The sequence below is a fragment of the Microbacterium sp. NPDC079356 genome (genome assembly GCF_049545465.1).
GTDB lineage: Bacteria > Actinomycetota > Actinomycetes > Actinomycetales > Microbacteriaceae > Microbacterium > Microbacterium gawkjiense.
In genome coordinates, this window is the sequence record NZ_JBMWDN010000001.1 from 917762 (window position 1) to 933732 (window position 15971).

Annotated in this window: 17 protein-coding genes; 4 read left to right on the top strand and 13 right to left on the bottom strand. The window is 71.1% G+C overall.

Annotated elements, in window-relative coordinates; all coding sequences use genetic code 11:
• Positions 1 to 6 precede the first annotated feature (6 nt).
• The 3 genes from ACPEH0_RS04625 to ACPEH0_RS04635 all read right to left on the bottom strand — a co-directional run bounded on the left by ACPEH0_RS04625 (position 7) and on the right by ACPEH0_RS04635 (position 1815).
• Positions 7 to 552: a MerR family transcriptional regulator gene (locus tag ACPEH0_RS04625; RefSeq protein ID WP_064002360.1), complete on the bottom strand. Its 546-nt coding sequence runs from the start codon at positions 550 to 552 to the stop codon at positions 7 to 9.
• A gap of 97 nt (positions 553 to 649) precedes the next feature.
• Positions 650 to 1282 carry a MerR family transcriptional regulator gene (locus tag ACPEH0_RS04630; protein ID WP_064002361.1) on the bottom strand — a complete coding sequence of 211 codons (633 nt, stop codon included), beginning with the start codon at positions 1280 to 1282 and terminating at the stop codon, positions 650 to 652.
• Positions 1283 to 1326: 44 nt separating this feature from the next.
• Positions 1327 to 1815: an FHA domain-containing protein gene (locus tag ACPEH0_RS04635; protein ID WP_217531335.1), complete on the bottom strand. Its 489-nt coding sequence runs from the start codon at positions 1813 to 1815 to the stop codon at positions 1327 to 1329.
• Between the two features lie 139 nt (positions 1816 to 1954).
• On the opposite strand from ACPEH0_RS04635, the gene ACPEH0_RS04640 reads away from it, so the two are divergent.
• Together ACPEH0_RS04640 and lpdA are read left to right on the top strand one after the other, a co-directional pair.
• Positions 1955 to 2530 carry a copper resistance CopC family protein gene (locus tag ACPEH0_RS04640; protein ID WP_366212904.1) on the top strand — a complete coding sequence of 192 codons (576 nt, stop codon included), beginning with the start codon at positions 1955 to 1957 and terminating at the stop codon, positions 2528 to 2530.
• A gap of 29 nt (positions 2531 to 2559) precedes the next feature.
• Positions 2560 to 3960, top strand: coding sequence for a dihydrolipoyl dehydrogenase (lpdA, locus tag ACPEH0_RS04645; RefSeq protein WP_359919202.1), 1401 nt, complete (start codon positions 2560 to 2562; stop codon positions 3958 to 3960).
• Positions 3961 to 4071: 111 nt separating this feature from the next.
• Here lpdA and ACPEH0_RS04650 read toward each other — a convergent pair whose 3' ends face one another.
• The 8 genes from ACPEH0_RS04650 to ACPEH0_RS04685 form a co-directional block, all read right to left on the bottom strand.
• Positions 4072 to 4701: a CYTH domain-containing protein gene (locus tag ACPEH0_RS04650; RefSeq protein WP_359919200.1), complete on the bottom strand. Its 630-nt coding sequence runs from the start codon at positions 4699 to 4701 to the stop codon at positions 4072 to 4074.
• On the bottom strand, positions 4691 to 4933 hold the full coding sequence (locus ACPEH0_RS04655; RefSeq protein WP_064002366.1) for a hypothetical protein: 243 nt from the start codon (positions 4931 to 4933) through the stop codon (positions 4691 to 4693). Before ACPEH0_RS04655 ends, ACPEH0_RS04650 begins: the two co-directional genes overlap by 11 nt.
• Positions 4934 to 5021: 88 nt before the next feature.
• Positions 5022 to 7505: a glycogen/starch/alpha-glucan phosphorylase gene (locus tag ACPEH0_RS04660; RefSeq protein ID WP_217531334.1), complete on the bottom strand. Its 2484-nt coding sequence runs from the start codon at positions 7503 to 7505 to the stop codon at positions 5022 to 5024.
• Between the two features lie 81 nt (positions 7506 to 7586).
• The gene (locus ACPEH0_RS04665; protein WP_217531264.1) at positions 7587 to 8603 is read right to left on the bottom strand and encodes a YihY/virulence factor BrkB family protein; all 1017 of its coding nucleotides are present in this window, start codon (positions 8601 to 8603) and stop codon (positions 7587 to 7589) included.
• Between the two features lie 82 nt (positions 8604 to 8685).
• A complete protein-coding gene (locus ACPEH0_RS04670; RefSeq protein ID WP_217531333.1) occupies positions 8686 to 9201 on the bottom strand; it encodes a prepilin peptidase in 516 nt (171 codons plus the stop codon).
• 9 nt (positions 9202 to 9210) lie between these two features.
• The gene (locus ACPEH0_RS04675) at positions 9211 to 9507 is read right to left on the bottom strand and encodes a DUF1905 domain-containing protein (RefSeq protein WP_359919195.1); all 297 of its coding nucleotides are present in this window, start codon (positions 9505 to 9507) and stop codon (positions 9211 to 9213) included.
• A gap of 54 nt (positions 9508 to 9561) precedes the next feature.
• Positions 9562 to 10548 carry an aldo/keto reductase gene (locus ACPEH0_RS04680; RefSeq protein ID WP_366212903.1) on the bottom strand — a complete coding sequence of 329 codons (987 nt, stop codon included), beginning with the start codon at positions 10546 to 10548 and terminating at the stop codon, positions 9562 to 9564.
• Between the two features lie 10 nt (positions 10549 to 10558).
• Positions 10559 to 11521, bottom strand: coding sequence for a LysR family transcriptional regulator (locus ACPEH0_RS04685; protein ID WP_217531332.1), 963 nt, complete (start codon positions 11519 to 11521; stop codon positions 10559 to 10561).
• A gap of 80 nt (positions 11522 to 11601) precedes the next feature.
• On the opposite strand from ACPEH0_RS04685, the gene ACPEH0_RS04690 reads away from it, so the two are divergent.
• Positions 11602 to 12642: an aminotransferase class V-fold PLP-dependent enzyme gene (locus ACPEH0_RS04690; protein WP_366212902.1), complete on the top strand. Its 1041-nt coding sequence runs from the start codon at positions 11602 to 11604 to the stop codon at positions 12640 to 12642.
• A gap of 6 nt (positions 12643 to 12648) precedes the next feature.
• Here ACPEH0_RS04690 and ACPEH0_RS04695 read toward each other — a convergent pair whose 3' ends face one another.
• Positions 12649 to 14316, bottom strand: coding sequence for a cation:proton antiporter (locus tag ACPEH0_RS04695; protein ID WP_366212901.1), 1668 nt, complete (start codon positions 14314 to 14316; stop codon positions 12649 to 12651).
• Positions 14317 to 14352: 36 nt separating this feature from the next.
• Complete coding sequence (locus ACPEH0_RS04700; RefSeq protein ID WP_311861760.1) at positions 14353 to 14685, bottom strand: hypothetical protein; 333 nt, start codon at positions 14683 to 14685, stop codon at positions 14353 to 14355.
• A 194-nt stretch (positions 14686 to 14879) separates the two neighbouring features.
• Between ACPEH0_RS04700 and ACPEH0_RS04705 the strand changes: the two genes are divergently transcribed.
• Entirely contained in the window at positions 14880 to 15902 is a 1023-nt protein-coding gene (locus tag ACPEH0_RS04705) for an NADPH:quinone reductase (protein WP_366212900.1), read from the top strand.
• Positions 15903 to 15971 lie beyond the last annotated feature (69 nt).

Sequence of the window (15971 nt, forward strand, 5' to 3'; positions counted from 1 at the left end):
CGTGCGTCAGGCGGAGCGCGCGGCCCGACGGGCGGCCAGCTCGTCGACCTGTTCCGGCTGCTGGGCCTCGAAGTCGACCAGGGTGGTCTCGACCTCGCGGAGGACCTTGCCGACGGCGATACCGAAGACGCCCTGCCCGCGGCTGACGAGGTCGATGACCTCGTCGTTGGAGGTGCAGAGGTACACCGACGCACCGTCGCTCATGAGGGTCGTCCCCGCAAGATCGCGGATACCCGCCGCGCGCAGCTGATCGACGGCGATGCGGATCTGCTGGAGCGAGATCCCCGTGTCGAGGAGCCGCTTCACGAGCTTCAGAACGAGGATGTCGCGGAACCCGTAGAGCCGCTGCGATCCCGAACCGCTCGCGCCGCGGACCGTGGGCTCGACGAGCTCGGTACGGGCCCAGTAGTCGAGCTGCCGGTAGGTGATGCCGGCAGCGCGTGCCGCCTGGGCTCCGCGGTAACCGACTTCATCGTCCATCTCGGGGAGGCCGTCGGTGAACAGGAGTTCGGTCGAGAACTTCTGCTCGCCCAGCGCATCGTGCGCGGTCATCGGGGCCTCCTGCGGGTGATCGGTGATTCCACGCTAGAGGACCGAGGTGCCTCCGGCAACGACATCCGACTCGTCGCGTCCGGCGTGTCGCGGACGGTCACGGGGTCAGACGATCGAGCGCTGCGGCGACGAACACCTGTCGGATCTCTTCGAGTCGACGGGCCAGTTCGGGCGCGATCTCGTTGGCCTTCGCTCGGGAACCGGCATCCGCGCGGCGCAGCAGCGGGGCGATGGCGCTCTCGATGAGCGACACCTCGCGCTCGGCGCTCTGCCGGATGGTGCGGATGTGGCGGGGCTGGATCCCGTGCGCGTCGAGCGCGACGAGGGAACGGAGCACGCCGAGCGCACGCTCGTCGAACGAGTCGGAGGGCGCGATGAGACCAGCGGACACCGCTTCGTTCAGCAGCGTCGCCGAGGCGCCGGCTGTGCTGAGGAGCTCGTCACGACGGTAGCGACGCGAGGTCTGGACGATGGATGCCGGCGGGACGGGCGCCACGTCGTCGCCGTGTTCCTCGAGGTACTCCCGGATCCGCGCCAACGGGATGCCGAAATCACGCTGCATGCTGAGGGCCGTGCGCAGCCGCTCCACGTCGGCGGCGGAGAACTTGCGGTACCCGGACTCGGTGCGGACGGGCGTGACGATCCCCTGCACCTCTAGGAAGCGGAGCTTGCTCGCGGTGAGGGCGGGGAACTCCGGGCTCAAACGGGCGAGGACCTGGCCGATGCTCAAGGACCCCGAGGACGCAGCTCGTCCCCGGGTGGCGGCGGCCGGGCTCACGCGCCGATCGCCCGCTCTGCCGGAGCGACGAAGAAGTTGAGGCGGAATTTGCCGACGCGCACCTCGGCCCCGTCGGTGAGGGTCGCGCGGTCGACACGCTCGCCGTTGACGTAGGTGCCGTTGAGCGAGCGCTGGTCGATCAACTCGAACGTGGCGCCCGTGCGCGTGATCTCCGCGTGACGCCGGGAGACGGTCACATCGTCGAAGAAGATGTCGGCCTCGGGGTGGCGACCCACGGTCGTCACGTCGGTGTCGAGCAGGTACCGCGCACCCGCGGTCGGCCCTGACCGGACGATGAGGAGCGCGGCACGCGCCGGGAGGGCGTTGATCGCCTCGACCTCGGCGGCCGTCAACTCGGCGCCGAAGGGCACGAAGGAGAGGTCCGAGTCGTGCCCGAACGTCTGCGTCGAATCCACAAGACGCGGGTGCGCCGACGTCTCGGCACCCCGATGGATGTCGCCGTCCGGTCGCTGATTCTCGTCCACGATGTCCTCCTTCTCCCACAGTAACCGATCGCTCCCGCTCACGGTGGCCGGGTCCACGCCGAGGCGACATGGTATCGGGCCCGTGGCGTGGACGACAGGGCCGCGGAGCGGCGGCGTGCGTTCGGTTAGCGTCGCCACCATGTCGACGTCCACGAACCCCCGCATGCGCCGTCGCGGTGGCGCGATCGCCGCCGCAGCGGTCGCTGCCGCGCTGCTGCTCGCTCCCGCCTCCCCCGCCGCGGCCCACGACGAGTTGCTCAGCTCCGATCCCGCTGCCGACGCCGTCCTCGGAACCACCCCGGAGGAGATCTCGCTGACGTTCAGTGCGACGCCCTCGACGGAGCCTGGTGCGACGGTCGTGGCGGTCTACGACGAATCGTGCCGTTCGCTCGCCGCCGGGGACCCCGAGGTCGCGGACAACGTCGTCACCCAGGCGGTCGACGGACCGGTCGAGGGGGCGGTCCTCGTCCAGTGGCGGATCGTCTCGAGCGACGGGCATCCTCTCTCGGATCAGTTCACGTTCTCGGTGGGTGAGGACGGGAAGGTCGCGGCGGTCGAGGAGTGCGGCGAATCGGCCGGCGAGCAGGCGGAAGGGTCGTCGGAAGGGTTCAACGCGGTCCCCTACGCGGTGGGCGGAGGCATCATCTTCCTCGCCGTCGGCGTCGTGATCGCGGTCGCGATCGTCCGCGGTCGACGGGGCGAGACGAAGGAGTGAGGCCACCGGCAGCGGACTAGGCTGGACGCATGCCTCACTACGACGTCGTCATCCTCGGTGCCGGCCCCGGCGGCTATGTCGCGGCCGTCCGCTCCGCACAGCTCGGACTGTCCACCGCCATCATCGAAGAGAAGTACTGGGGCGGTGTCTGCCTCAACGTCGGGTGCATCCCCTCCAAGGCGCTCCTGAAGAACGCGGACCTCGCGCACACCTTCACCCACAAGGCCGACCTCTTCGGCATCAGCGGTGACGTGAACTTCGACTTCGGCACCGCATGGGACCGCAGCCGCAAGGTCGCCGAGACCCACGTCAAGGGCATCCACTTCCTCATGAAGAAGAACAAGGTGACCGAGTACCAGGGTCGCGGCTCGTTCATCGACGCGAAGTCCATCGAGGTCACGAAGGAGGACGGCTCGAAGGAGACCGTCACGGCCGACAACGTGATCATCTCGACCGGCTCGACCGTGCGTCTGCTGCCGGGTGTCACCCTCAGCGAGAACGTCGTCACCTACGAAGAGCAGATCCTCACGCGCGACCTGCCGAACTCGATCGTCATCGTCGGTGCCGGCGCGATCGGCATGGAGTTCGCCTTCGTGATGAGCAACTACGGCGTCAAGGTCACGATCATCGAGTTCCTCGACCGCGCTCTCCCCAACGAGGACGTCGAGGTCTCGAAGGAGATCCAGCGGCAGTACAAGAAGTACGGCATCGAGATCCTCACCTCGACCAAGGTCGAGTCCGTCGTCGACTCGGGCGACAAGGTCACCGTGTCCTACTCGGCCAACGCCGACGGCGCGAAGGGGCAGATCGAGGCGGACAAGGTCCTCATGTCGATCGGGTTCGCCCCGCGCGTCGAGGGCTTCGGACTCGAGAACACCGGTGTCAAGCTCACCGACCGCGGTGCCATCGAGATCGACGACTACATGCGCACGAACGTCGACGGCGTCTACGCCATCGGCGACGTGACCGCCAAGCTGCAGCTCGCGCACGTCGCCGAGGCGCAGGGCGTCGTCGCCGCCGAGACGATCGGCAAGGCGGAGACGCAGACGCTCGGGGACTACCGCAACATGCCGCGTGCGACGTTCTGCTCACCGCAGGTGGCCTCGTTCGGCCTCACGGAGCAGCAGGCGCGCGACGCCGGCTACGACGTCAAGGTCGCGAAGTTCCCCTTCTCGGCCAACGGCAAGGCCAACGGCCTGGGCGAGCCGGTCGGGTTCGTGAAGCTGATCGCGGATGCCGAGCACCTCGAACTGCTCGGTGGCCACCTCATCGGCCCCGACGTGTCGGAGCTCCTGCCCGAGCTGACGCTCGCGCAGAAGTGGGACCTCACCGCCCTCGAGGCCGCGCGGAACGTGCACACGCACCCGACGCTGTCGGAGGGCCTGCAGGAGGCCTTCCACGGCCTCGCCGGCCACATGATCAACCTCTGATCAGGCAGGGAAGACCTATCGGAACGAATGGGTCTTCAGTAACCTGACGATCACGACTGACGCCGCCCCGAACGAAGCCGGGGGCGGCGTCAGCGCGTTGTGGCCTGGGGGTCAGAGACCGAGGGCGCGCTCGAGCTTGGAGCCCGACCCCGACACCTCTCCCCCGACGGCGCGGACGAGCTCGTCCGCCGCGGCGAAGAGCGCATCGCGGGCCGCGGCATCCGTCGGTGCGGCCGGACCGAGCTCGAGCTCCCACTCGCGCCAGGACGTCTCGACACCCCGGCGGACGTCGGTGGCGGTGACCCTGTCGTCGACGAACTCCGCGAGCAGATTGCCCTCCGCATCGAGGAGCGCATACGCGGTGCGGGCGTTGCGGATGCGCGCGAGCGGCGCGAACGGGGGCGACGCGACGGGGGCGAGGACATCCTCGATCGCCGCGGGCACCACGATGGCATCGGAGCCCCCGGCATCCAGCGGCCAGCGCGACTCCGCCTTGCCTTCCGGCGTCACGCGCTTGATGTGCCAGCCCTCGTCGGGTCCGCCGCTGCGGCGCCGGAGCGCGACGCGCGCCCGTCCCAGCGCGCCGTCGGCCGTGTCGAGGTAGTGCGCGTCGAGCTCTCGCGGTTCGGGTGCGCCGACAGCGGCGACGCCGGGAAGCCGAGCCCAATCGGGCAGCGGCGTCCCGGCGTCGACGTCGTACGTGCGCTCGATCTCGAGCGAGTGCTCCGGCTCAGTCGTCAAGGGTCGAACGGTCGTCGCGCTCGTCGGCGGACGGATCGATGTCGTCCTGCGCGGCGACGAAGTGGAAGTCGGCGGACGTGGGTCCGTCTCCCTCCCCGGTGTTCTCGTCGGCACCCGCGCGCTCGTAGGTGATCTGCGTCTCGCTGTAGGGCAGGATCAGCCGATCCGTGTCCTCCTCGAGCGGGATGACCTGGCCGTCGAGCGGGCCGCCGTGAAGTCGTGCGATTGCCATGATGTACCTCCGACACCGACTCTAACCCGGCGCCCCGCCAGCTCCGCCGCGACTTGTCAGCCGGTCGCCGCGGTGCTATCCGCGGCCGTCAGACGAGGGGCGGCGTGTGCCAGATGCGGTCGATGTAGTCGCGCATCGACCGGTCGGAGGAGAAGAACCCGCAGCGCGCCACGTTGAGGATCGCGGCGCGGGTCCAGGCATCCTGATCGGCGTAGAGCGCATCGACGCGCTTCTGCGCCGCGATGTAGTCCGTGTAGTCCGCGAGCGCCATGAACGGGTCGTGGTGGATCAGGTTCGACACCACCGGCTCGAACACCGATCCGTCTCCGCCCGAGAACGCGCCCGAGGAGACGAGGTCCAGCGCCCGCGAGAGGTTCTCGTCGGCGCGCACGAAGTCGATGGGGTGGTACCCGCGCGTCTGCAGGTCGGCGACCTCGGGCTCGGACATCCCGAACAGGAAGAAGTTCTCGTCGCCCACGAGCTCGCGGATCTCGACGTTCGCGCCGTCGTCGGTGCCGATGGTCAGCGCACCGTTGAGGGCGAACTTCATGTTGCCCGTGCCGGAGGCCTCCTTGCCGGCGAGCGAGATCTGCTCGGAGAGGTCCGCCGCCGGGACGACCCGCTCGGCGAGGGTGACGTTGTAGTTGGGCGGGAACAGGACCGCGAGGCGCCCCTCGACCCGCGGGTCGGAGTTGACGACGCTGCCGACGGAGTTGATGAGGTGGATGATGCGCTTGGCCATCGCGTAGCCGGGCGCGGCCTTGGCGCCGAACACGAAGGTGCGGGGGGTGACCTGGTCGGGTGTGACGCGGCCCGAGGCGATGGCGTCGTACTCCGTGATGATGTGGAGGAGCTTGAGCGTCTGGCGCTTGTACTCGTGCAGGCGCTTCACCATGACGTCGAGCAGATGGTCGTCGGCCACGGCGAACCCGTCGCGGTCGGCGAGGGTGCGGGCGAGCACGCGCTTGTTGGACGCCTTCACCGCGCGGAACGCGGCGTGGAAGGCGGTGTCGTCGGCGTAGTCCTCGAGCTCGCGCAGCCGGTCGAGGTCGGTGAGCCAGCCCGGTCCGATCGTGTCGGTGATGAGGCGCGACAGTCCGGGGTTGGCGAGACGGATGAACCGGCGCGGCGTGACCCCGTTCGTGACGTTCGTGAACTTGCCGGGGAAGAAGTCGTCGAAGTCCGGCAGCACCTTCTCGCGCAGCAGCTGCGAGTGCAGCTCGGCGACACCGTTGACCTTGGAGCCGGCGACCGTGGCGAGGTAGGCCATCCGCACCGCACCGTCGGGCGAGATGATCGACATCCGCCGGATCCGCTCCCCGTCGTCGCCGAAGCGCTCGCGGACCTCGTCGAGGAACTCGTCGTTGATCCGGTAGATGATCTCGAGGTGGCGCGGCAGGAGCCTGCCGAGCAGGTCTGCGGGCCACACCTCGAGCGCCTCGGGCAGCAGGGTGTGGCACGTGTAGGCGAAGCACTGCCGGGTGATCTGCCAGGCGGCATCCCATTCGAGCTTCTTCTCGTCGACGAGGACGCGCATCAACTCGGGGACACCGATGACGGGGTGGGTGTCGTTGAGCTGGAAGATGACCCGATCGGGCAGCTTCGCGAGGTCGAAGTCGCTCGGCAGGATGAGGTTCACGAAATCGCTGATGGATGCCGCGACGAAGAAGTACTGCTGCTGCAGGCGCAGCTCCTTGCCCTGCGGGGTGGAGTCCTCGGGGTAGAGCACCTTCGAGATGTTCTCGGCGTAGGTCTGCGCGCGCACGGCCTCCTGGTAGTCGCCCGCGTTGAAGACGCGCAGGTCGAAACCCTGGGTGGCCTGTGCGCTCCACAGACGCAGCGTGTTGACGCGGCCGTTGTGGTAGCCCGGGACCATGTAGTTGTACGGCACGGCGAGGACGTTCCACGACGGCACCCAACGCGTGCGCGTGACGCCCTCGTCGTCGTACTGCTCGGTGTGGCCGCCGAAGGAGATGGTCTGCGCGGCTTCGGGGTGGGGGAACTCCCACGGCGAGCCGAGCGCGAGCCACGAGTCGGCCTGCTCGACCTGCTGTCCGTCGACGAACGTCTGACGGAAGATACCGTACTCGTACCGGATGCCGTAACCGATGCTCGGCACGCCGAGCGTCGCGAGCGAGTCGATGAAGCAGGCCGCGAGGCGGCCGAGGCCGCCGTTGCCGAGACCCGGCTCGACCTCGAGCGCGCGGACGTCCTCCAGGTCGAGGCCGCAGGCGACGAGGGCCTCGGCCGCGATGTCGGTGAGTCCCGTCGCCAGGAGGTTGTTGTCGAGCTGCCGACCGAGCAGGTATTCCGCCGAGAGGTAGGCGACGCCCTTGGCTTGGGTCGACCGCTGCCGACGCACGTCCTCGAGCCACCGCGCCATGAGGTAGTCGCGCACGGTGGCGGCGAGCGCGAAGTAGCGATCGTTGGCCGTCGAGGTCGACAGGGCCACGCCGCGGCCGTTGTTGAGATTGCGCAGGTACTGCGTCACGAACCCGTCGACGGTGGGCTCGGGCGACTGCACGGGCGCGAGGGCGATCGGGTGGGTCGGCTGAAGTCGCGGGTTCTTCACGGTACGACGGTACACACCCGGACTGTGCGCATCGAGTGGATGCGCCAGAGTTCACACACCGGTGACGAAGGAGCGGGGGTGTCAGTCCTTCGCCCGTTCGGCGGCGAGGGCGTCCCGGGCCGCCTGCAGCTCGTCAGCGGCCGCCTTCACCTGGTCCTCGGCGGTCTGCACGCGGCGCTCGATCAGCGTCGTCGCGCCGTGCACGCGGCGGACGCGGTCCCCGCTCTCGAGCGTGGCCGCCACGATGTACGCCGAGGCGATGAGGATGACCTGGCACGACAGGTTGATCCACAGCAGCAGCGCGATGAGCGAGGCGAAGGTGGCGAGCAGCGGGTTGGAGCCGGCGCCCCCGACGAACAGGCTCGACAGTTGCTGCAGCACGGTCAGGCCGAAGCCGCCCAGCAGAGCCCCGGTCCACAGCGCCCGCGCCGGGGCGCGGACGCCCGAGAGCGTGCGGAACAGGAGCGCGACGACCGCCGTGTCGAGGACGAAGGTGACGAGGATGCCGACCGCGGCGCTGACACCGACCGTCACCGGACTGTCGGCGGAGACCCCGACGACGTCGGCAACCAGACCGACGCCCGCCGTCCCGAGGACGGTCGCGACCGCCGCGGCGGCGAGCCCGACCCCGATGACGACGGCCAGGACGAGGTTGCGGCCGAGGACGATGATGAACAGGGTGTCGTCGTGGACCTTGTCGGCGATCACCCGCAGCGAGGTGCGCAGCGACCCGATCGCACCGATCGCCGCGAGGACGAGACCCACGAGGGAGAACACGCCGGTGAGCGAGAACGCGATCGGTTGACCGAGGTCCTTCGTGTCGATGACGCCGCCCTCGCCCACGAGACCGGGGATCACGCCGTCGACCGCGTCGATGAGACTCTGCCAGGCCTGCGGGTTGCCCGACAGCCAGAGCGCTGCGACGGAGAAGCCGAGCAGGACGCCGGCGAACACGCTGAAGAGCGTGCGATAGGTCACGCTGTCGGCCAGGAGGGGACCGCGCCGCTCGCTGTAGCGGAGGTAAGCCCGCACGATCCGCCATGACAGCGCGCGGGCGATGAGGCGCGGGACGAGCGGGGTCTTCGTGCGATCGGCCATGTCCTCACGGTAGCGAGGCGGACGCACCGGCCCCGCTCCCCTTGCATCGTCGAGGCGGATCTGGCACGCACCACCCGCGACGTCACAGGCCGAGACGGTCCGCCACGTCGGCGCCGAGGAGGATGCCGGTCCAGGCGCCCAGCAGCATCCACGGTCCGAAGGCGACGGCGGTGCGCCGGGAGGCGCGTCGGGTCGCGAGCAGCAGCGCGCCGTACACGCCGCCGAAGACGAACCCGGCCACGGCCCCGACGGCGAGGGCGGACCACCCCACCCACCCGAGCGCCATACCGAGGACGCCGGCGAGTTTCACGTCTCCCCCGCCCATCCCGCCCCCTGCCGCGCGCAGCAGGAGGTAGAAGACGAACAGCGCGGCGCCTCCGACGGCGGCGCGCAGGAGGGACGACCACGGGGCTCCGGCGAGGCACGCGACGAGCAGCAGCCCGCCGAGCACCGGGTAGCCGGGGAGCACCCACGCGTTGGGCAACCGGTGCGTGCGGACGTCGATGACCGCGAGGACGACCGAGGCGACGACTAGCCAGACGTAGGCGAGGACGACCGCGACGATCGCGACGGGATCCGAGAGTGCGGCCCAGGGCACGGACACGGCTCAGCCGTCCTGGACGTCGAGACGGACGGAGACCGTGTCGCCCTCGGAGATCCCCTCGCGCTCGCGGACCGAGCGCTTCAGCGGCAGGACGTACACCCCGCGCGCCGCGTCGGGGAAGATCGAGGTCCGCCAGGACGACGACCCGACCGTCACCCCCACCGGGATGGATCCGAATCCCCGCCCGGGTCGCGGCACCTCACGGATGTCCGCACTCACCTCCGCCGGGAGGGGGACGAAGTACCAGTCGTCCCTCCGCGACTCCCAGCGGAACAGCACCCCGGAGGCCTCGACGATCATGCCCTCACGGTAGCGATGTCGCACGCACGGCGGCGCGCGGCATCCCCACCCCGATCACCACTGCGGGTGGATGTCCGCGCGGAGCCGGCGGTCGTACACGTCGACGACGGCGGCCGCGAACGTGTCGAGGACGGCGGGGTCGATCGCGCCGGCGTAGGCGTTGCTCCTCGCCTGCGCCGTCGTGCGCGCGCCCGGGATGACGGAGGTGACACCTGGACGGGACGCGATCCAGGCGAGGGATGCCGCCGGCAGCGACACGCCGTCGGGCAGCGCCGCGCTGAGCTCATCCACCGCGACGAGACCCGTCTCGAAGTCGACGCCCGAGAACGTCTCACCGCGGTCGAACGCCTCGCCGTGCCGGTTGAAGGTGCGGTGGTCGTTCGCCGCGAACGAGGTAGACGCGCTGTAACGCCCGCTGAGGAGGCCCGAGGCGAGCGGGACTCGGGCGAAGATCGCCACGCCGGCGGCCTCGGCGGCCGGCAGCACCTCGTCGAGCGGCTTCAACCGGAACGGGTTGAAAATGATCTGCACGTTGGTCACCCCGGGCCGCGAGATCGCGGAGAGGGCCTGCGCGCAGGTCTCGACCGAGACGCCGTACGCGGCGATCGCACCGCTGTCGACGAGGGCGTCGAGGGCGTCGTACGTCTCGTCGGCGTCGATCACCGCCGACGGCGGGCAGTGCAGCTGCACGAGATCGAGCGTGTCGACGCCGAGGTTGCGCCGTGACCGGTCGGTCCACGCGCGGAAGTTCTCGGGGGTGTAGTTCTCGGGTTCCTGCGCGAGGCGCCGCCCCATCTTGGTCGCCACGGTCACGCCGTGGCCCGGGTGCGACGCCAGGAAGCGGCCGATGAGGGTCTCGCTGCGACCGTCGCCGTAGACGTCGGCGGTGTCGAACAGGGTGACGCCGGCCTCGACGGAGACGGCGAGGACGTCGAGCGCATCGGATTCGGAGACGTCCCCCCAGTCGGCACCGAGCTGCCACGTGCCGAGGCCGATGGCGGAGACGGAACGGCCGGTGGAGGCGAGAGGTCGCTGCTGCATGGGGCTCACCCTACTTCGCCGCGGGGACCTCCGGACCGGGTGCCGTCATGTCGCCGACCGCGGCGGCGAGGTGCGACAGCACGGTCGCGACGGCCGGGACGCCCGCCGCCCCGCGCGCCGAGACGGCGTGGAGCTCGCGCCGGTCCCCCGACGCCAGCGGGCGGGTGATCACCCCGGCGACGAGGGGGAAGGACGCCACCGCGAGCCGCGGCAGCGTCGCGACGCCCACACCCTGCGCGACCAGCTGCTCGACGGCGGCGACGTTGTCGGTCTCGAAACGGATGCGGGGCGCGAATCCCGCGCGTTCGCAGGAGTCCAGCAGGTGGCTGCGGCACCGCGGGCATCCCGCGATCCAATCGTCGTCGGCGAGCGCCCTGAGGTCGACGACGTCCTCGGTGCTGCGGGCGTGCCCGTCGGGCAGCACGAGGAGGAGGTCCTCGGCGCCGATGCGGCGGGCGTCGAGCCCCCGGATGCTGTCGCCGTGCGCGTCGGTGCCGTCGCCCGGGTGGCTGAAGGTCAACGCGATGTCGGCCCGGTCGGCGCGGACGGCGGCGACCGCCTCGGGCGGTTCCGCCTCGACGTACGTCAGCGAGAGACCTGGGTCGGATGCGGCGAGCCGGCGCATGAGGCGCGGGAGGATCGTCGGCGAGGCGGAGGGGAACCCGACGAGCCGCACCGTGCCGATCCGGCCGCCGCCGAGGTCGGCGAGCTCACCGGCCACCGCGCCGAGCGCCGTCGTGATCGATGTGGCGTGGCGGGCGAGGATGCGCCCGGCCTCGGTGAGCCGCATCCGCCGTCCCACCCGCTCCACGACCGCCATCCCCAACCGGGTCTCGAGGCGGCGGATCTGCTGGCTCACGGCGGGCTGGCTGTACCCGAGTGCGGTCGCGGCGGCGGTCACGGATCCCGTGTCGCCCACCGCCTTGACGATGCGGAGCTCGGCGACGGAGAGGTCGGGGACGGGTTGCGGCATCCAGACATATAACGCCATGTCATGCAGTCGATGCAATACCTGCCATGGTGCACTCGATCGTGGATCGCGACGATGGAGTCATGTCCCTCTCCCCCGCCGACGTCCGCGACGCGTTTCCCGACGCGCGAGGATACGTCGCGGCCTGCACCGCCGGCATCCCGCCCCTGTCCAGCCGCGACGCGATGCGCGCTGACCTCGACGCGTGGCCCGACCCGATCCGGTACGCCGCGAGCGCCGAGCGGTGTCGCGCATCGTTCGCGCGACTGGTCGGGGTGGACCCGGCCGCCGTCGCGCTCGGCGCGCAGACCTCGGCGATGGTGAGCCTCCTCGCGGCCTCCCTGCCCGACGGCGCCGTCGTCCTGTGCCCCGAGGGCGAGTTCTCGTCGCTCGTCCTCCCGTTCGTCCACGCCGGTCGGGGCATCACCGTGCGGACGGCGCCGCTCGAGGCGCTCGCCGACGCGGTCGACGCGGCGACGACCCTCGTGGCCTTCTCGATCGTGCAGTCCGCGACGGGTGCCGTCGCCGACGCCGACGCGATCGTCGCGGCGGCGCGGCGCCACGGTGCGCGCACGCTCTGCGACGCGACGCAGGCCGTCGGCTGGATGCCGGTGGGCGCCGGGGCCTTCGATGCGCTGGTCTGCCACGCCTACAAGTGGCTGTGCGCGCCCCGCGGCGTCGCGTTCCTCGCGCTCCGCGAGGACTTCGCCGCGACGATCGGTCCGCGCCAGGCGGGCTGGTACGCGGGCGCGGACCCGTGGGCGTCGTGCTACGGCACGGACGCGACCCTGGCGGCATCCGCTCGACGGTTCGACGTCTCGCCCGCGTGGCAGGCGTTCACGGGGGCCGAGCCGGCACTCGCCCTCTTCGCAGGAGCGGACCCGCGGGCGCTGAGCGAGGAGGTGACGGGCCTCGCGGCCGCGCTGCGGGAGCGGCTCGACCTGCCGACTCCGGCGCGGGCGACGCCGATCGTGACCTGGCGGGACGAGAGCGGTGCGGACATCGGCCGGCTGCGCGCCGCGGGGATCGTCGCGTCGAGCCGCGCCGGCAACGCGCGCGTCGCGCTGCACGTCTTCAACGACGAGCGCGACGTCGAGGACATCGCCCGCGCGCTGGGTCGCTGACGGACCTCACTCGCGGCCGGTGCGCAACTCGATCGCGATCTGGGCGGCGTCGATCACCGCGAGTTCGTGCGCGAGCACGTCGGCATCGAAGGTGCCGGTGTCGCGGGCGTCGAGCAGCGCGCGGCGCTGGACGTCGATCACGGCGAGGCGGTAGTCGCTCTCGACCTGGAACGCCCGGGCACGGTCGAGGTCGGCCGATCGATTCGGAGCGGGGAGGTCCGCCGCGCGCTCGCGGAGGAGCTCGAGGATGTGCCGCCGCTCCTCCTTCTCGCGCTCGCGCGACTCGTCGGCCGAACCAGCGGGGGTGAGCGCGTCGACGAGCGGCGCGACCGAGGCGCCCTGCCCGACGAGGGAGACGACGGCGACGGCGAAGGCGATGCAGACGAGCACGGAGCGCAGCGGGGTGTCCTCGGGGAGCGTCTGCGCCGCAGCGAGCGTGATGGCGCCCCGCATCCCCGCCCAGACGACGAGGGTGCCCTCGCGCCATCCGAGCGGCGCCTTCTGGAAGTAGCGGATGTCGGCGAGTCCGCGCGTCACGCGCGGACCGAAGCGGCGCACGGTTCCCCGCGAGACGCGCCGGCCGCGGCGGGCGAACGCATCGACGAGCTGCGCCTCGCCCTCCTCGGTCTCGAGGCGCTGCGCGATCGTCTCGAGGCGGGGCTGGAGGCGGCGGACGCGACGCGCGCTCATCGACAGCAGCGCGAGCAACGGTGCCACGTACGCGGCCCGCACAATCACCGTCAGGAGCCACGCGCCGGCCGCGATGAGGAGAGCGGGCGCGATGCCCTCGTGCGCCTCCTCGACGTCGGTGAGGATCGAGGTCAGCTGCAGACCCATGAAGAGGAACACGAACCCCTCGAGGATCAGCTCGACTGTGCGCCAGTTCTGCGCGTCGGACAGCCGATTGCGCGCCGAGAAGACGCGCGGACCGCCCACTCCGGTGATGATGCCGGCGACGACGGCGGCGACGAGGCCCGAGGCGCCGAGCAGTTCCGCCGGGACGGCAGCGAGGAACGGCACGGTGAATGAGAGGACCGTGTTGACGGTCGGATCGGTCGCACGCTTGCGCACCGTCAGGTTGAGCCAGCCGAGCACCGCGCCGATCAGGACCGCGACGACGACGGCGTAGGCGAACGTGCCGACGGCACCCCAGAAGGAGAAGGATGCCGCGGCCGCGGCGACCGCGGTGCGCAGCAGCACGAGCGCCGTCGCGTCGTTGAGCAGGCTCTCTCCCTCGAGGATCGCGACGACCCGCTTCGACACGGGCGTGCGTTTGATGATCGAGGTCGCGACGGCGTCGGTGGGGCTCACAATGGCGCCGAGGGCGACTCCCCACGCGAAACCGAGATCGGGGATCGCGATCATGAAGAAGAGGCCCAGGGCGAGGGCGGTGCCGATGACGAGGAAGACCGACAGCCCGGCGATGGCGCCGAACTCGCGCCGGAAGTGCATCGCCGGCATCGAGACCGCTGCCGAGTACAGCAGCGGGGGCAGGATGCCGAGCAGGATCCACTCCGGGTCGAGGACGAAGTCGTCGAACATCGGGAGGAAGCTGCCGCCGACGCCCACGGCGACCATCAGGATCGGCGCGGCGATACCCGCCCACCGGCCGATCACCGTCGTCGACGCGACGACCAGGAGCGCGACCACCAGGCCGAGAAGAGTCTCGATCACAGGGAAAGCCTGTCAGAGGACCTCAGCGAACGGTGATCAGTACGCCGTGGGTCCGCCCACCGGAGCGAAGGAGCGCATCGCTTCCGGCGTCGGGAGGTCGACCCGCAGCCTCGTCGTCCCCGGACGGGGGCCGGCGCCGTTCACGATCGCGGCACCGCCGAGGCGCAGGAGCGGCTCGGCGAGCTTCGCCGCGGAGGCGTCGGGGAGGAAGCCGACGACGCGCCCGTTCGAGTGGACGGCGACGTCGACGCCGCGACGGCCGCGCTGCCCGATGCGGAGGATGTAGAGGCGGTCGTCGCGGGTGCGCCGCTCGGGGTCGTCGACGAGGTAGTGGGTGCGGGCGAGGTCCACGCGGGACGTGGGGAGCACGCGGAGATCCGGGAGATCGTCGTGCGATCGCGTCCGGCCGATGAGAGCGTGACAGAGGTGTTCGAGCCAGGTGGGCACGAGGCCCCCTTCCTGCAGGCGACACGAAACTCGTGCCGCCCCTCGAGCCTCGCACACGGCGCCTGGCAAACGGCCGGTGTCGGAATGCGCGCGGGTCACGAGGGGTTGCGCCCGGTATGAAGGCGATCGTCTACAGCTCCCCGGGCGCATCCGACGTCCTGTCCCTCGTCGACCGCGAGGTTGCCGACCCCGGACCCGGTGAGGTGCGGGTCCGCGTCGCCGTCTCGGGGGTGAACCCGACCGACTGGAAGTCCCGCTCCGGAGGCACCCAGCGAGCGACCTTCGCCGAGACCGCCCCGAACCAGGACGGCGCCGGCGTCGTCGACGCCCTCGGCGAGTGTGTCGCGGATCTCGCGGTCGGCGACCGCGTGTGGGTGCACCTCGCGCAGCACCAGCGCCCCACGGGCACCGCGCAGGAGTACACAGTCGTCCCGGCATCCCGCGCCGTCCGCCTTCCGGAGGGCATCGACTTCGCCACCGCGGCAAGTCTCGGCGTGCCGGCCGTGACCGCGCACCGCGCGCTGACGGTGCACGAGGACGGCCCCGCCCGCCTGGCGCCCGGCGCGCTCGCCGGACGCACCGTTCTCGTGCAGGGCGGCGCCGGCGCCGTGGGCCACGCCGCGATCCAGCTCGCCCGCTGGGCGGGTGCCACCGTCCTCACCACGGTGAGCTCCGACGCGAAGGCGCAACTCGCGCGCGCCGCCGGCGCGCACCACGTCATCGACTACACACAGGAGGACGTGGCGGCGCGGGTGCGGGAGATCGCCCCCGAGGGCGTCGACCAGATCGTCGAGGTGTCGCTGGCGACGAATGCCGCCCTCGACGCCGAGGTCGCCGCGGGGCACGCCGTCATCGCCTTCTACGCCGACGATAACGGCGACACGTTCAGCATGCCGATCCGGCCCACCTTCGCGAAGAACATCCGGGTCCAGGGCGTCCTTCTCTACACGGTCGGCGAACCCGCGCTCGATGCCGCCGTCGCCGACATCACGCGCGCCCTCGAGGACGGCGCCCTTCCCGTCGGCGACGAGGCGGGCCTGCCGCTCACGTGGTTCCCGCTCGCGGAGACCGCAGCCGCCCACGACGCGGTCGAAGCCGCGACCGTCGGCAAGGTGCTCATCCGGGTCGCCGACCTGTGACCGACCGGATGCCGCGGGTCGCGCAGCGCCTCAGCCCGCGGCATCCGTCCCGTCATCGACGCGCGCCGC

Bases quoted from the DNA above. Each gene is read 5' to 3' on its own strand.
- ACPEH0_RS04625 (WP_064002360.1), bottom strand. From the start codon at position 552: ATGACCGCGCACGATGCGCTGGGCGAGCAGAAGTTCTCGACCGAACTC.
- ACPEH0_RS04665 (WP_217531264.1), bottom strand. From the start codon at position 8,603: ATGGCCGATCGCACGAAGACCCCGCTCGTCCCGCGCCTCATCGCCCGC.
- ACPEH0_RS04685 (WP_217531332.1), bottom strand. From the start codon at position 11,521: ATGCCGCAACCCGTCCCCGACCTCTCCGTCGCCGAGCTCCGCATCGTC.
- lpdA (WP_359919202.1), top strand. From the start codon at position 2,560: ATGCCTCACTACGACGTCGTCATCCTCGGTGCCGGCCCCGGCGGCTAT.
- ACPEH0_RS04680 (WP_366212903.1), bottom strand. From the start codon at position 10,548: ATGCAGCAGCGACCTCTCGCCTCCACCGGCCGTTCCGTCTCCGCCATC.
- ACPEH0_RS04675 (WP_359919195.1), bottom strand. From the start codon at position 9,507: ATGATCGTCGAGGCCTCCGGGGTGCTGTTCCGCTGGGAGTCGCGGAGG.
- ACPEH0_RS04640 (WP_366212904.1), top strand. From the start codon at position 1,955: ATGTCGACGTCCACGAACCCCCGCATGCGCCGTCGCGGTGGCGCGATC.
- ACPEH0_RS04705 (WP_366212900.1), top strand. From the start codon at position 14,880: ATGAAGGCGATCGTCTACAGCTCCCCGGGCGCATCCGACGTCCTGTCC.
- ACPEH0_RS04690 (WP_366212902.1), top strand. From the start codon at position 11,602: ATGTCCCTCTCCCCCGCCGACGTCCGCGACGCGTTTCCCGACGCGCGA.
- ACPEH0_RS04655 (WP_064002366.1), bottom strand. From the start codon at position 4,933: ATGGCAATCGCACGACTTCACGGCGGCCCGCTCGACGGCCAGGTCATC.